Genomic DNA, 15,082 nt, shown 5'->3' with positions numbered 1-15,082 from the left:
CCGGCCGCGGACGCTGAACCTGAAGGACCTCATCCGGCACTACGTAGACCACCGCCACGTCGTGGTCGTACGCCGCACCCAGTACGAACTGCGCAAAGCCCAGGAACGTGCGCATGTGCTGCAAGGACTGGTTATCGCGCTCGATCACCTCGACGCGGTCATCACCATCATCCGCTACTCGCAGGATACCGAAGGCGCCCGGAATAACCTCATGCATGGGGTCTTTCCGTCTGAACTCACCGCCGGCCAGCTCGAACGCTTCGGCCTGCCTACCCACGGCGATCCGTTATTCACCCTTTCCGAGATTCAGGCCCAGGCCATCCTGGACCTCCGCCTCAGCCGGCTCACCGGCCTCGAACGCCAGAAGATCGAAGATGAGCTGCGCGATGTGCTGGCGGAAATCCAGCGCCTCGAAGGCATCCTCGACAACCGCGAACTGCGCCTCCAGATCATCAAGGACGAACTCCTCGTCATCAAGGAGAAATACAGCGACGCCCGCCGGACGGATATCGACTTCACCGGCGGCGGAGACATCATTATCGAGGACCTCATTGAGGCGGACCAGGTGGTGGTGACGATCTCCCACCAACTGCTGATCAAACGCACCAGCTCGTCTGAATTCCGCGCTCAGGGCCGCGGTGGCGTCGGTCAGCGAGGTAGCGGCATGCGCGATGAGGACTTTGTCGAGCACATCTTCACGCCGTTTAACCACGACTACCTCCTGTTCTTCACCGACCACGGCAAGTGCTTCTGGCTGCGTGTATTCGAGATCCCCGAAGGCAGCCGCACCAGCAAGGGCCGTTCGATCCGCAACCTCATCCAGATCGCGCCCGAGGACCGGATCCGCGCCGTGCTCGCCGTCAGCAAGCCGGACTTCCAGGACGACGCGTTCCTCAACAGCCACTTCGTGATGATGGCCACGCTGCGCGGCCAGGTCAAGAAGACGTCGCTCGAAGCCTTCAGCCGGCCCCGCGCCGACGGCATCATCGCCATCGCGATCGACGAGGGCGACCAGCTCCTCGAAGCCCAGATCACCGGCGGAAGCGCGCAGGTGATCCTCGCGGCCTCCAGCGGCCGCAGCGTCCGCTTCCACGAAGGCGACGCCCGCCCCATGGGCCGCAACACCCGCGGCGTGCGCGGCATCGCACTCGGCGAAGGCGAAGCGGCCGTCGGGATGACGATCTTCGAAAACGACGACGACCGCTCGGTCCTCGCCATCAGCGCGAACGGGTACGGCAAACGCAGTCCGCTGGACGACTACCGCATCCAGACCCGCGGCGGAAAGGGTATCCTGACGATCAAAACCACCCCCAAAACGGGACCGCTGGTGGCGCTTAAAGGCGTTCACGACACCGACGACCTCATGATCGTGACCACAAACGGCCTCATGATCCGGATGGATGTCGCCTCGATCCGCATGCTGGGCCGCAATACCCAGGGCGTGCGCCTGATCAGCATCAAGGACCAGGACGCCATCGCGGACGTCACCCGCATCGCCTTCCTGGAAGTGGAGGACGCCGGACTGGCGGAACCCATTGAGCCGGGTGAATCCACCGAGCCGGGTGATTTCACCGAGCCAGAGGCGATCGAATAGGGGGCGAGCGTGCGGCACTCGGGTAGCACCCGGCCGCCGTTGAAAACGGGTGGTCACCGGATAAGCATTTCTGCGAAGCGCCACGCACCCACCCATAGGGCGATTATTTCATCAGCGTAATGGCCTGCCAGTCGCGAAACGACTCGCCTTCGACGCCTACGAGGTAGACCCCGCTCGGCAGGCCGGCGGCGTCGACGGTGAACCGGTGGGCCTGATGGGCGTCGAGGGCGGCGTCGTGGAGATCCAGGACGCGGGCGCCGAGCACGTTGTATACCGCGATGCGTACGTGTTGCGCGGATTGCACGGCCACGGTGAACTGCGTGTGTGGGTTAAACGGATTCGGGAAGGGGGCGGAGATGGCGTACGGTGTGGTCGTTCGCACCTCACGCTCGATCGTGGCGCTGTAGGCGAACGCCCCGTCGAAGTCTACCTGCCGCAACCGAAAGCGATGCCGGCCCGGCTCCAGGCCCGGGATGAGGAAGGAGTACCGCAGCGGATCCGACGTCGTGCCGGCGCCGGCCACGAATCCGATACGCACAAAATCGTCGCCGGCGGCGGCGTGTTCGACGGCGAAGCCCGCGCTATTCGTTTCACCCGCCGTCTCCCAATGGAGCCGCACCTCGGCTCCATCGACGACGCCGTCGAAGGCGACCAGTTCGACGGGCAGTAGGTCCAGACACGCATCGGTGAGCGGCCACCCCATATCCTCTAATATCCCACACGTCACGGCGCCGATGGCGTGTACGGCCTCGTCGTTGCCCAGGGAAGGCGTCATCAGGGCGTCGGCCGTGCCATTGAAGGTCGCCTCGTCCAGGTGCGAAAAGCTGGAGCCGCCGTCCCACTCCGCGGGCGCGAAGAGGCGGGCGGCGCCCGCGCCGGTCGCGTATCGGGTCGACGGCCCGTCGAAGAACACCCCTCCACCGGAAAGACCCAGGAAGGCATTGCCGAGGGTGGCGGAATTGGCGGGGAAGCCGGCGGATAGGAGGGGCGAGCCGGTGGATGCCGCGTTGGTGGCGAACCGATCGTAGATGCCCGGCGGATCCGAGAAACAACCGTTGCCGGCGGTGCCGTCGCATTCGATGGCCCCGCCGCTGCCGGCGCCGTCATCCCAGTCGGCCGTACCTGTGAAGCCCAGGCCGTGGCCGATTTCATGCAAGACCACGCTGACGAAGTCGACCTGATTCGCGCCCGGGTTCGCGTCCACGCCGAAGTACCACAGGTCCGAGCCGGGGTCGTCGCAGGCGCGATTGAAGCGGGCAACGATGTCCGCCGAGCCGGGGACGAAGTTCGAGCCGATGATCGCCTCGACCTGGGCGATCGGGTAGAAGGTGTCCGCTTCGCCGGCCCCAAAGTCGCTGATGAAAAAGGTCGGGCCGGCGGCGCCAAGCGTGACGCCGTCAGTGATGTCGCACCCTCCGAAGCTTGCCCACGTGGCGTCCACAAAGATGGTTACGGCGGACTCGATGTGCGTACTCCAGATATCGAGCGCCGCCAGAAAGGCGGTTTTGGCGTCCTCGGGCCACGGGTCCTCCGCCGCGGCGTCGAGGAAGTTGACGCTGAAGACCACGCTGGCCGCACCCGTTTGACTGGCTGCCGGCCGTGCGACGGAGTGGCCAACGTGTTCACCCGTGGCATGCAGGGTGCAAATGGCCTCGGGCGGAGGAGCGAGATGGAGTTGAGCGCCTGCGGGGAGCTTGTTCTGCGCAACGACAGGAAGTGACAAGACGCTGATGAGCACCAGCGCCGGCAGGAACGAACGTTTCATGGGGATCACAGGCTGTGGATTCTACCTGTCTATCCCTCGCTCCGTTTGATGCTCGGTGCTGGAAAAAAGTATGGGGATGTGGCTACCGCTCCACTTTCGCCAGAGCCTCGCCGAGCGTTTGCATCCCGAGGTCAATTTCGGCCGGCGTGATGGTGAGGGGCGGGCGGAAGCGGACCGAATGCGTGCCGCATCCGAGGACCAGGACGCCCTGGTGGTAGGTCTCATCGAGAAACCGATTGCGGGAGGCGGCATCGGGCAGGTCGAACGCGCACATGAGACCACGGCCGCGTACGTTGGATACCGAGGGGTGCCGCTCGGCGAAGGCGTGGAGCTGCTTGAGCAGGTGCGCGCCCGTCGAGGCCGCGTTTTCGACGAGTCGATCTTCTTCGATGACCTCCAGGATGCGGTCGAAGCGGACCATGTCGACCAGGCCGCCGCCCCAGGTCGAGTTGATCCGGCTGGCCGTCTTGAAGACATGGCCCTCCACTTCATCGAGCTTGGGGCCGGCGAGGATGCCGCACACCTGCGTCTTCTTACCGAACGCGATGATGTCCGGCTCGACGCCGATCGCCTGGTGCGCCCAGAACGAGCCGGTGATGCCGACCCCGGTCTGCACTTCGTCGAACACGAGGAGGGTGTCGTTTTCGTGCGCCAGGTCCTTGAGCTGCTGCAGAAACGCGGTGCGGAAGTGATTGTCGCCGCCTTCGCCCTGAATGGGCTCGATGATGACACAGGCGATATCGTCCTTCAGCTCGCGGAAATAGGTCTTGGCCTGGGCCAGCGCCATGGCTTCCGCGCGTTTTACCTGCTCCAGACGCTCGTCGTTCAAGGGGAACGAGAGTTTCGGATTGAGGATACGCGGCCAGTCGAATTTGGGGAAATACTGCGTCTTGCGCGGGTCGGCCGTGTTCGTGAGCGACAGCGTATAGCCCGTGCGGCCGTGGAAGGCCTGGTCGAAATGCAGCACCTGCTGGCCCACTTCCCGTCGGTAGCCCTTCCGGAAGTTGTGACGGACCTTCCAGTCGAAGGCCGTTTTGAGCGTGTTTTCGACGGCAAGCGCCCCACCCGAAACGAAGAAGGCGTAGGGGAGATACGACGGGATGCCGACACGGCTGAACGTGTCGAGGAAACGGGCCATGTGGACCGTGTACACATCCGAGTTCGTGATCTTGTTGGTCGCTGCTTCCATGAGCCGCTTCGTGTAGCCGGCGTCGTTGAACATCTTGGGATGATTCATCCCGAGCGCGTTGGAGGCAAAAAAGCCGAAGAAGTCGATGAACCGCTGTCCGGTCGACTCATCGATCAGGTGTACTCCCTGGCTTTTTTCCATATCCAACACCAGATGCAGGCCATCGGTGAGCATGTGGCGGGACAGGGTGGAGCGGACGTTTTGCGCGGTGATGGTTTGTGTATCTATAACCGTATGCATAGGCTCTGGCAGCGAATGATGCTGGGGAACGATCGGAGTGTCAACCCGGGTGCCTCAGGCGCCCGTTTTTTGGGCAATTAGGGGCTCGGGGGAGTCTCCTCGAAGGGGGATCATTATCGACGGGAAAGGGTAGCCACGTCAAGTTACTCGAGGTCGTTATGGCTACCCTCAACCATCGGCCTCGGGGCCTCTGGGTTTAGCCGGCCAGTCGCCTGTTCCGAAGATTCCAGCCGGGACGGCCAGGGCTGGTGGCGACCCCATCGCACGCGAATTTCCGACGATGATACCGTATGTCTAACACTCCCTTGACGAATACGGGCGCTAAAAAGCCCTTGCATCCGGGAGAGGTTTCGCTCAAGCAGGTTAAAAAAGAGCCGCTCCTTCCAACGGGCGATGGGGATTCCGGTTTCTTTGAGCTGCCGGTGATCGAGAAACCCGATATCGCCAACGAGCGGGGTCGCCGGCCGGACTGGCTCCGCGTCAAGCTCCCCTACGGCGAGACCTATAAGCAGTTGGTGGACATCATCGACTCCCACCAGCTCCACACCGTCTGCCAGAGCGCGCGCTGCCCCAACATGGGCGAATGCTGGACGGCCGGAACGGCCACCTTCATGATCCTTGGCAACGTGTGCACCCGGTCCTGTGGCTTCTGCGCCGTGGCGACGGGCCGGCCGGACGAGGGGCTCGATTGGGACGAACCGCGCCGGGTCGCGGACGCTGTGCGCCTCATGGGCCTCAAACACGCCGTCGTCACCAGCGTCAACCGCGACGAACGCAAGGACGGCGGCGCGCCGATCTTCGCCGAGACCATACGCCTGATCCGCGACTACCAGCCCGGGTGCACCGTCGAGGTGCTCATCCCGGACTTCCGCGGCATCTGGGACGCGCTGGACGCCGTGCTCGACGCCCGCCCCGAACTGCTCAACCACAACGTCGAAACCGTCCCGCGCCTCTACCGGCGCGTCCGCCCCCAGGCCAACTACCAGCGATCCCTCGATGTGCTCAAGCGCGCGAAGGACCAGGGGTTGCGGACAAAAAGCGGCATCATGGTCGGCCTCGGGGAAACGCGCGAAGAGGTCCTGGCGTTGATGGACGACTTCGTGACGATCGGGCTCGACGTGATGACCATCGGCCAGTACCTCCAGCCTACGCGCATGCATCTCCCCGTGGAGGCCTTTATCCACCCGGACGTGTTCGTGGAATACAAACAGGCCGGCGAGGCGAAGGGCATCGAACACGTGGAAAGCGGGCCGCTCGTGCGGTCGTCCTACCACGCCGAACGCCACGTATAACTCCTCCTTACTTCTGAACACTTGTTGAATCGAATAACCCCATGTCGGTAGAACGTACCCTGACCATTTTGAAGCCCGATTGCGTGCGCAAGGAGCTGATCGGCGATGTGACGCGGATGATCCAGAAAGCCGGCTTCAAAATCCGCGCGATGAAGTTGATCAAACTCAGCCTCACCGAAGCCGAAGGCTTCTACGCCGTCCACCGCGCTCGCCCGTTTTTCGGCGAACTGACAGCGTTTATGTCCAGCGGCCCCTGTGTGCCGATGGTCCTCGAAAAGGCCAATGCGGTGGCGGACTTCCGCACGCTGATCGGCGCCACAAACCCGGCGCAGGCCGCGGAGGGTACCATCCGCAAGCTCTTCGCCGATTCGGTCGGCGAAAACATCATCCACGGATCGGACTCCGTCGAAAACGCCCGCATCGAAGCGGCCTATTTCTTCCCCGAGTACGAGATCGTGTCGAATAGTTAAGGGCAGGGTCGAGGTCGACGCCTGAAGTTTTTGACGTTCACCGTTGATCCGATACGTTTACTGTAGCGACTGCTGCAGGTGGAATCCTTGCTGAGACGCCCCACCGGGGCGTCTCTACACAAGGGGATGTGCCGCTTATCGCAGGACACTCGGCCATACAAGGGATCATCGGAAAACCGAAGGAGCATGCATACGGCGTACGTTCGTTTGGTTGTCGCCGCGCTGGCACTCCTTGCCGGCTGCGCCAGTCCCGCTCCCCTGCCGGAAGCGATGCCGCCGGCCCCGACGCGCATCCGTACCGGCGCCGAGGTACTGGCCGATGAAGGGTTTGCCCGGCTGGCTGGTCTGCGCGTTGGCCTCATCGCGAACCACACATCGCGCGTCGACTCCACCCATCTGGCCGATCGGCTCCACGCCGCGGGGGGGATCGAACTGGTTGCGCTTTTTGGCCCTGAACATGGCATCCGCGGCGACGCGGTGGCGGGCGCCTATGTGGAAGGAAGCCGCGACTCATCGACTGGCGTGCCGGTCCACAGCCTGTACGGTCGTCGGACCAAACCCACGCCCGAGCAACTGGCCGGCATCGACGTGCTGCTATTCGATATCCAGGATATTGGTGCGCGCTTTTACACCTACATATCGACGATGGGGCTCGCCATGCAAGCAGCGGCGGCGGCCGACATCCCGTTCTACGTACTCGATCGCCCCAACCCGCTCGGCGGCGTCCTTGTAGAAGGGTTCGTCCTGGAGCCCGAATACACTTCGTTCGTCGGCGCCTACCCGATCCCGGTCGTCCACGGCCTCACGGTGGGGGAACTGGCGCGGATGATCCAGGGTGAAGGCTGGATGGAAGGCATCGAGGCGCTCGATCTCCACGTGGTGCCCATGCTGGGTTGGCGCCGGGCGATGGGATGGGATGCGACGGGGCTGCCATGGACGCCGCCAAGTCCAAATATACCCGACGTGGCGACCGCCGTGCTTTATCCCGGCACCTGTTTCTTTGAGGGTGTGCAGGCCAGTGAGGGGCGGGGGACGTACGAGCCTTTCAAACAGGTAGGCGCTCCCGGCGCAGACGGCAAACGGCTGGCGGAGGCGCTGAATGGGGTCGGACTGCCTGGTGTGCGTTTCGCGGAGGCCGGTTTCACACCCGTCAGCATCCCGGGCATGGCCACCACCCCGCGATTTGCCGGCGTGGCGCTGGGCGGCGTACGAGCCGAAGTCATGGATCTGGCGCTGTTTCGGCCCGTGGCTACCGGAATTCACGTGGTAGTGGCCTTTTATCAAGCGGCGGCGGAGACGGAACGGTCGACCTTTTTGCAACCTTCCTGGCTGAACAACCTGGCCGGCACGCGTCGTCTGGTCGACATGCTCGAAGCCGGTATGCTGGCGGAGGGCATCGTGGAGGCGTGGCAGGCGGAAGTCGCCGCGTTCGAGGCGCGCCGCGCGCCCTACTTACTGTACGAGTAGCCCGTTGGCTCAGGTCGCCGGCGTCTCGGTCGGCGGGGCGGGCGTCTTGGGCCGCCAGAGAATGGCGTAGATGACTTCGAGATAGCCGCCGAGGATCAGGATGGGGGCGATGTAGAGGGAGATGAACCCGTCGACCTCATTCTCCATCCGCATGATCACATAGCCGACGGTAACGAGGGCGAGGCCGAGGAGTATCAGAAGATAATTTCCGGCGACAAATACCATCGCCGCCGATTTGCGCGGCCCCGATTTCTGGGTAGACCGCGGTTCGGCGGTGGAGCCGCCCTGCCGGCGGCGGGCGCGGCCGCGTTGGGAAGGAGATGGTGTCATGGAAAATTCGTTGGGCCTCTGGACAGCGGTCGTATGGGGTGTAGGGACAAACCCCGGCGTATGGGGCGGGTTCCGAAAGGGTTGATCTTCATCCTATTCCCGGTACGGCTCTTGATTGGTACTACTGGCTTTCTTATTAAGGCTCAGGAACGGCACGTATGGCCTGCGATACAATGGCCAGCAGGAGCGGGCGAATCGCGCAAACCGAGCCAAATTGAATGGCCAGAGGCGCATCGCGCGGTGGTCGCAGGATCACCTGCCGCCGGTAGGAAATTCCTATTCTGATACGGGCGACCCAAAGCGGCGCACCCTGGCCGCTGCACCTTGACCCACACGCGTACGATTCAGGTACACCGCACATGAAGGTTCGTTTAAATTCAGCGTCGCACCTGATCGCGATGGCGCTTCTGGTAGGTTTTTTTAGCGGTGGGGCCGTTGCTCCAGCCTCACTTTCGGACCAGATCGAAGGGTTGATCAACGACCCGTCGGTGAGCGCCGCGATCTGGGGGGTTTACGTGCAGGACCTGAGCACGGGGCGCGTGGTGTACCATCAGAACAGCGACAAGACGCTGACGCCGGCCTCCAATCAGAAGCTGCTGACCACGGCCACCGCGCTTGATGTCTTGGGGCCGGATTTCATCTACGAGACGAATCTCCACCTGCAGGGAGAAATCGCGGCCGGCGTGCTCTCCGGCGACCTGGTCATTGAAGGCTCCGGGGACCCCACGTTCGCCAGCGCGGAACTGCGGGGGGTGAATCCGCTCCAGACCTGGGCGCGCGGCCTGTCGGCGCAGGGCGTCACCCGGATCCAGGGACGCATCATCGGGGACGATAACGTTTTCGATGAGTCCCCCTACCCCGAGGGCTGGGACGTGGGCTTCATCACCAGCGAGTCCTTCGCGCCAGCCACGAGCGGCATCTCAGCCGTCGACAACACCGTCATCGTCCAGATCCAGTCCAGCCGCGTCGGGGAGGCGCCGTTGATCAAGGATTCGCCGGCCGGCTACCTCGACATCCGCAATCAGGCCACCACCAGCGCCCGCAGCCGCGGGCACGCCATCGACGTCGAACGGGCGCTCGGGACCGAGCGGGTGCTGCTACAGGGTTCGGTGCCGCGCACCTACCGGCGCAGCGTCACCATTCCGGTCACGAACCCGACGCTCCTGGCTCTGCATAGCTTCAAACAGGAACTCGAGGCCGTGGGTATTGTCGTCGAGGCCCAGCTGGTGGATATCGACGACCTCGCGCGGCCGCTCGACTACCGGCGCGCCCGCACCCTCTTCATCCACCAGTCGCCGCCGCTGCGCGATATCCTCCAGATCATCAACAAGGAGAGTAATAACTTCTACGCGGAGCAGGTCTTCCGCACCTTCGGCTGGGGCGGTTCGACCGACGGCGCCGAGCGACGGGTGAAGGACTTCTTGAAAAAAGCGGACATCCCCATGAACGGGATCTCGGCGCGCGACGGCTCGGGGCTCTCCCGAAAGGACATGGTGACGCCCGAGACGATCGGGGGGCTGCTGGCGTTTATGAACCGGCATCCCCAACGCGAGGCCTTTTTTAATTCCCTCGCCCGCGGCGGCGAGGCGGAGACGACGCTCGACTACCGGCTCCGCGGCGAGGCCGTCTGGGCAAAGACCGGCTCGCTCGAATATGTCCGCGCGCTGAGCGGCTACGCGCAGACGCCCGATGGCCGGATGATGGCGTTTTCGCTCATCGCCAACAACTACACGGTGCCCAGCTATCGCATTATGCAGACGATGGATCGGGTGATCCTGGCGATTACGCGGTCGGTGGATGCGTGAGGGCACCGCTTGCGTCTCACGGGTTAAAGGTAGAATTTCCCTCCGACCCTACTACCCTCACGCGAACCGCCCTTCATGCCCGTCCTCCTTCGTATCGCCCTCACCGGTCTGATCGCCGTGCTCTTGCAGTGGATCGTGCTCGGCCGGCTGCGGTTGTGGGGGGCGTATCCGGACGGGGTGCTCATCTTCATCGCCTGGCTGGGGTTTGCCTATGGCCGGCGTACCGGCGCCGTGTCGGGGTTTGCGTTCGGTTTTTTGATGGATGTGATCTACGGGACGTGGGGCATCCAGATGTTTGTTAAGACGGGCGTGGGGTTCATGGTGGGCTTCTTCCAGAACCCGGATCAGCGCGACATGCCTATCGTGCGCCCGCCCCAGGCCTTTCTGATGGCGCTGGTGATCGCACTGCTCCATAACGGGCTGCTCGTCGCCCTGCTCGTGCTCCAGTCCGGCTCCCGCGACATCAGCATCGTCTTTTCCCACTGGATCGGCGCGGCCGTGTATACCGCGGTGGTGGCCAACATCGCGGCGCGGTTTGTCACGCGCTAACGCCTCTCATCGATCCATAAACGGCGAAAACGCCTTAATCACCTGCGCCCGGTTCGATTCCTGCAGACCCACCAGCGGCAGGCGGACGTGCGCGGTCATCTTGCCGGCATTCGCCAGGGCCGTCTTCACGGGTACGGGATTACTTTCGATGAAACAGGCCCGCATGGCGTCGAGCAGTCGGAAGTGGAGGGCGCGGGCACGCGGGTAGTCGCCGGCGAGGCCGGCGCGGATCATGTCGCTGAACGGCGCCGGGACGGCGTTGCTGATCACCGAAATGACGCCTTCCGCCCCGAGGGCGATGAGGGGAAGCGCCATCTCGTCGTCGCCGGCGTACACGGCCAGGTGCGTTGGACGGTGGTGGAGGATGTCCGAGATCTGCGCCAGATTGCCCGAGGCCTCCTTGACGCCCACGACCGACGAAACCCGCTCGGCGATGGCCAGCAGGGTGTCGGCCGTGATGTTGCTCCCGGTGCGCCCCGGGACGTTGTACACGATGATGGGCGTGTCCGCGGCGTCGGCGATGGCGGATACGTGGGCGATCAGGCCGGCCGGCGTGGGCTTGTTGTAATACGGCCCTACCACCAGCAGCCCATCCGCGCCGGCCGCGGCGGCCTCGCGGGCGAAACGGACACTTTCGGCCGTGTTGTTGGTGCCGGCACCGATGATGACCGGTACGCGGCGGTCGGTGTGGGCGATGCTGAGTTCGACCAGCCGCCGGCGCTCGTCGTGCGTGACGGTCGGGTTCTCGCCTGTGGTGCCCAGGACGACCAGCGCCTCGACGCCGCCGCCGATCTGGTCATCAATCAGCAGGCGGAAGGCCGGCTCGTCAAGGGCGCCGTCGGCCGTGAAAGGCGTTACGAGGGCCGGCGCGGTGCCGTGGAAGAGGTGGCGTTCGTGGTTCGTCATCGGAGCGAAGGAAGGGGTTCAGGCGAAATCGAGGAGATCATCCAGGGTGAAGAGTCCTTTTTTCCCCGGCAGCCACTCGGCGGCCAGCAGGGCGCCGTGCGCGAATCCCTGGCGATTCCGGGCATCGTGAACAAGCTCGATGCGGTCGAACGGGCTGTCGAAACACACGGTGTGGTGGCCAACGACGTGGCCGGCGCGGGTAGAACTCACATGCAGCGTCTCGGGCGCGATCCGCTGGTGCTGCGTCTCGGCGACGATCGTCGTTTTGGCCGACAGGTGCCGGAGCAGCGTCTCGGCGAGCATCAACGCGGTGCCACTGGGGCTGTCGACCTTCCGGCGGTGGTGCATCTCATGAATAGAGGCGTCGTACTCGGGCAATTTATCGATCAACGGCGCGATGCTGTTGAGGGCGCGCACGAGCAGGGCCACGCCCACCGAGAAGTTCGGGGCGTAGAGCAGGGCGGCGTCGCGGTCGCGCACCATGGCTTCGACAGCCGGCAACTGGCCGTGCCAGCCCGTCGTCCCGATCACCGCCGGTACGCCCCAGGCGCAATACCGCTCGATGTGCGCCAGTGCGAGGGAGGGCAGCGAGAAGTCGATCACCGCGTCCGCGCCGGCCAGCGCCTCTCGGGCGCCTTCGCCGGTGATGGGCCGCGCGCTGTTGAAACGGGCGTGGATGGTGTGGCCGCGCTCGCGCGCCATGGATTCCACGACGCTGCCGGTCTGTCCGGTGCCTACGATGGCGAGGTTCATATCCGGGCTCGGTTCAGGTTCAGGTGACCAGTTCGGCGGCCCTGATGACGTCCGCCAGTATGCCGCCAGCCGTCACCTCTGGCCCGGCGCCAGGCCCACGGACGACCAGCGGGTTGCGCAGGTAGCGCGCCGTGGTGAAGGCGACCAGGTTGTCGGTGCCGGCGAGGAAATACAGCGGCGATTCCGGCCCTACGGCCTGGATGCTCACGCGCAAGCGGTCTCCTTCGATGCTGGCGACGTGCCGGAGCCGCGTGCCCGCCGCAAACGCGGCCTCGGCGCGGACCTGCAACGGCGCAAACCCTTCGGCCAGCCCGGCCCAGAAGTCGGCGATGGACACGCTGGCGAGGGCCGGCGGCACGAGCGACTCGACCTCCACATCCTCCCGTTCCACCGAAATTCCCATCTCCCTGGCCAGAATCAGCAGCTTGCGGGCGACGTCCTCGCCGCTCAGGTCGTCGCGCGGGTCGGGCTCCGAGTAGCCGTTCCGGTGGGCTTCCTGGATCACGTCGGCCACGGGCCGGCCGAGGGCCAGCTGGGTAAAGACAAACGACAGGGTACCCGAAAGCACGCCCTCGATCTTGAGGACCGAATCTCCGCTGCGCACCAGATCCCGCAGGGTGCCGATGACCGGCAAGCCGGCGCCCACAGTGGTTTCGTAGAGATACGGCACCTGCCGGTCCCGCGACGCCTTCCGCAGGCGGTTGTAGAAGGCCATCGACTGCGTGTTGGCCCGCTTGTTCGGAGTGACGACGGCGATGTTGTGCTCTAGCAGCACCGGGTAGATTTGCGTCACGGCATCGGACGCCGTGGCGTCGATGACGATAAGCCGGTCGAGCCGGCTGTTGATCAGGTGCCGGATGATGGCCTGTTGATCGAGGTGTACGCTGGCCCGCGCCAGTTCCGCGAGCCCCTTGTCGAAGTCGATCCCATCCACATTCCACACGATCCCCTTTGAATTCGCGATGCCGACGAGTTGAAGGTGGAGGTTCAGCTGTTCGAGGAGTGGCTCGGCCTGCCGGCCCAGCATCTCGAGCAGCATCCCACCGACCGTGCCGGCGCCGAAGAGAAAGACGTGCGCTCGTTGCCGGCCGAGCGCGAAGGCCTCGTGCAGGGCCTGGACGGCGCGCTTGAGGTCCGTTTCCTCGACGACGGCCGAGATATTCGTTTCCGAGGCCCCTTCCGCCATGGTGAGGACGTTGATGCCGGCGCGGCCGAGCGTCGAGAACATCCGCCCCGTGAGACCCGGGCGGTAGCGCATATTGTCGTCCACAACCGTTACCACCCCCAGGTTCGGGAGGGCATAGATGCGCTGCACCTCGCTTCGTTCGATCTCCTCCGCCAGCCCGCGGCGCGCCGCTTCGAGCGCCGCCTGCAGGTCGCCTTGCCGGACGATGATGCCGATGCTCTGTTCGGTGGAGGCCTGGGACAACATGGCGATGTTGATGCTCGCCTCGGCCAGCGCGCCGAGCGCACGCGCCGCGATGCCGGGGATGCCCATCATGCCGGCGCCTTCGATGACGACAAGGCCGGCGCCTTCGATGGCCGTGACGGCTTTGGCCACGCCCTGCGTATTGCCGGTCGTGTGATCCACGCGGGTGCCCGGCTCACCGGGATCGAAACACGAGCGGATAAACAGCGGGATCTGCTGTTCGAACAACGGCACCATCGTGCGGGGATGGAGGAAGCCTGTGTTCGGATAGACGATTTCGCTCGCCTCGCGGTAGCTGAGGTGGCGGAGCGTGAACGCATCCGGGATAAAGCGGGGCGGGGCGGAGGGGACGCCGGGTGTATCCGTCCAGAACGTGATCGACGCGGCGTCCGCATAGCGGGCGAGGAGCGTGGCCGTGAAGGCGACGCCGGGCGGATAAAACGGCACGGCGTCGCCGGCGTCGTCCGTCGCGAGGCCGGCCTCCACATAAACGATGGCGTTATCCGGCAGGGCCGCCGCCGCCTCGGCGATGGCCGCGGCGGTAGGCCTCTCGTCGAGCCGGCCGCCGCGCACCCGGACGATCGCGGCGCCCTCGAGCTGGCATACGGGTCGGTTGGACCACTTGGTGATCCGTCGCCAGATGCCCTCTCGGCCGGGTGGCACGACAGCGAACAGCCGGCCCGGTCCGTCGTACGCCAGCAGCCCACCGGCGGCGGCCGTGTCGTAGCGGTCGTCGGGCGCTTCGTGCGGGAAGACGTAAATACTGGAGGAGGGCATCGGTTCGATGCTGGTGGCTGAAGGCGAGAGGTTGGCGTGATGCGCCGGGGAACCAATAAAGCACTTCCGGCTCGATGTTGCCCGAAATTTTACACGAAGAAAGGGCTTCCAGCCCCACACCCCCACACCCTCCGTGAGGCTTTCTTGAAACTCGCAGGCCTGAGAACTTTTCTCCGGACTCGGTCGTTGCACCCGAACTTTCGCCGCCTCCGTACGAGCGGCGCTACTTGATGGGGATATAGCTCAGTTGGTAGAGCGCTTCAATGGCATTGAAGAGGTCAGGGGTTCGACTCCCCTTATCTCCACCCGATAGAAAGCCCCGAGTCCTTTAGAAGAAGGATTCGGGGCTTTCGGTTTTTTGGAGAGAAGGCCGGGTATTCATCCTTGCAAATCAAAACCATCGCTTTGAATTTGCATAGTGATGATATTACCAAGAAGGACCTCTCTCGGCTACATTGAATTGTCCACATTCAATAACCGATTGAGGCCCCTCTTATGGAAACAACGTACTACAGT

12 protein-coding genes and 1 tRNA gene are annotated in these 15,082 nt (G+C 64.3%); 7 read left to right on the top strand and 6 right to left on the bottom strand.

Annotated elements, in window-relative coordinates; all coding sequences use genetic code 11:
• The coding region (locus SH809_17815; protein MDZ4701573.1) for a DNA gyrase C-terminal beta-propeller domain-containing protein at positions 1-1,594 on the top strand (1,594 nt) is incomplete at its 5' end.
• A 103-nt stretch (positions 1,595-1,697) separates the two neighbouring features.
• On the opposite strand, the gene SH809_17810 is transcribed toward SH809_17815, so the two are convergent.
• Together SH809_17810 and lat are read right to left on the bottom strand one after the other, a co-directional pair.
• On the bottom strand, positions 1,698-3,359 hold the full coding sequence (locus SH809_17810) for a T9SS type A sorting domain-containing protein (protein ID MDZ4701572.1): 1,662 nt from the start codon (positions 3,357-3,359) through the stop codon (positions 1,698-1,700).
• An 82-nt stretch (positions 3,360-3,441) separates the two neighbouring features.
• On the bottom strand, positions 3,442-4,788 hold the full coding sequence (gene lat / locus SH809_17805; protein MDZ4701571.1) for an L-lysine 6-transaminase: 1,347 nt from the start codon (positions 4,786-4,788) through the stop codon (positions 3,442-3,444).
• A 290-nt stretch (positions 4,789-5,078) separates the two neighbouring features.
• On the opposite strand from lat, the gene lipA reads away from it, so the two are divergent.
• From lipA to SH809_17790, 3 genes are all read left to right on the top strand, one after another.
• Complete coding sequence (gene lipA, locus SH809_17800; protein ID MDZ4701570.1) at positions 5,079-6,080, top strand: lipoyl synthase; 1,002 nt, start codon at positions 5,079-5,081, stop codon at positions 6,078-6,080.
• A gap of 41 nt (positions 6,081-6,121) precedes the next feature.
• On the top strand, positions 6,122-6,550 hold the full coding sequence (gene ndk, locus SH809_17795) for a nucleoside-diphosphate kinase (GenBank protein ID MDZ4701569.1): 429 nt from the start codon (positions 6,122-6,124) through the stop codon (positions 6,548-6,550).
• A gap of 186 nt (positions 6,551-6,736) precedes the next feature.
• Positions 6,737-8,017 carry a DUF1343 domain-containing protein gene (locus tag SH809_17790; GenBank protein ID MDZ4701568.1) on the top strand — a complete coding sequence of 427 codons (1,281 nt, stop codon included), beginning with the start codon at positions 6,737-6,739 and terminating at the stop codon, positions 8,015-8,017.
• 9 nt (positions 8,018-8,026) lie between these two features.
• Here the strand turns inward: SH809_17790 and SH809_17785 are convergent, their stop codons facing one another.
• On the bottom strand, positions 8,027-8,347 hold the full coding sequence (locus SH809_17785; protein ID MDZ4701567.1) for a hypothetical protein: 321 nt from the start codon (positions 8,345-8,347) through the stop codon (positions 8,027-8,029).
• A 359-nt stretch (positions 8,348-8,706) separates the two neighbouring features.
• On the opposite strand from SH809_17785, the gene dacB reads away from it, so the two are divergent.
• Positions 8,707-10,152, top strand: coding sequence for a D-alanyl-D-alanine carboxypeptidase/D-alanyl-D-alanine-endopeptidase (gene dacB, locus SH809_17780; protein MDZ4701566.1), 1,446 nt, complete (start codon positions 8,707-8,709; stop codon positions 10,150-10,152).
• Between the two features lie 75 nt (positions 10,153-10,227).
• Positions 10,228-10,701, top strand: a complete 474-nt coding sequence (mreD, locus tag SH809_17775) for a rod shape-determining protein MreD (GenBank protein MDZ4701565.1) — start codon at positions 10,228-10,230, stop codon at positions 10,699-10,701.
• 6 nt (positions 10,702-10,707) lie between these two features.
• Here the strand turns inward: mreD and dapA are convergent, their stop codons facing one another.
• The 3 genes from dapA to SH809_17760 are packed head-to-tail and all read right to left on the bottom strand — an operon-like array spanning position 10,708 to position 14,566.
• On the bottom strand, positions 10,708-11,607 hold the full coding sequence (gene dapA / locus SH809_17770; GenBank protein MDZ4701564.1) for a 4-hydroxy-tetrahydrodipicolinate synthase: 900 nt from the start codon (positions 11,605-11,607) through the stop codon (positions 10,708-10,710).
• Positions 11,608-11,625: 18 nt separating this feature from the next.
• Entirely contained in the window at positions 11,626-12,360 is a 735-nt protein-coding gene (gene dapB, locus SH809_17765) for a 4-hydroxy-tetrahydrodipicolinate reductase (protein ID MDZ4701563.1), read from the bottom strand.
• Between the two features lie 19 nt (positions 12,361-12,379).
• Entirely contained in the window at positions 12,380-14,566 is a 2,187-nt protein-coding gene (locus SH809_17760; GenBank protein MDZ4701562.1) for an ACT domain-containing protein, read from the bottom strand.
• A gap of 232 nt (positions 14,567-14,798) precedes the next feature.
• Here SH809_17760 and SH809_17755 point away from each other — a divergent pair.
• Positions 14,799-14,871, top strand: a tRNA-Ala gene (locus tag SH809_17755).
• The last annotated feature ends 211 nt before the right edge of the window (positions 14,872-15,082 follow it).

Source organism: Rhodothermales bacterium (assembly GCA_034439735.1).
Classification (GTDB): Bacteria; Bacteroidota; Rhodothermia; order Rhodothermales; family JAHQVL01; genus JAWKNW01.
The sequence above is the reverse complement of the archived record's forward strand: the minus strand, read 5'-3'. Positions and strand labels throughout refer to the sequence as shown.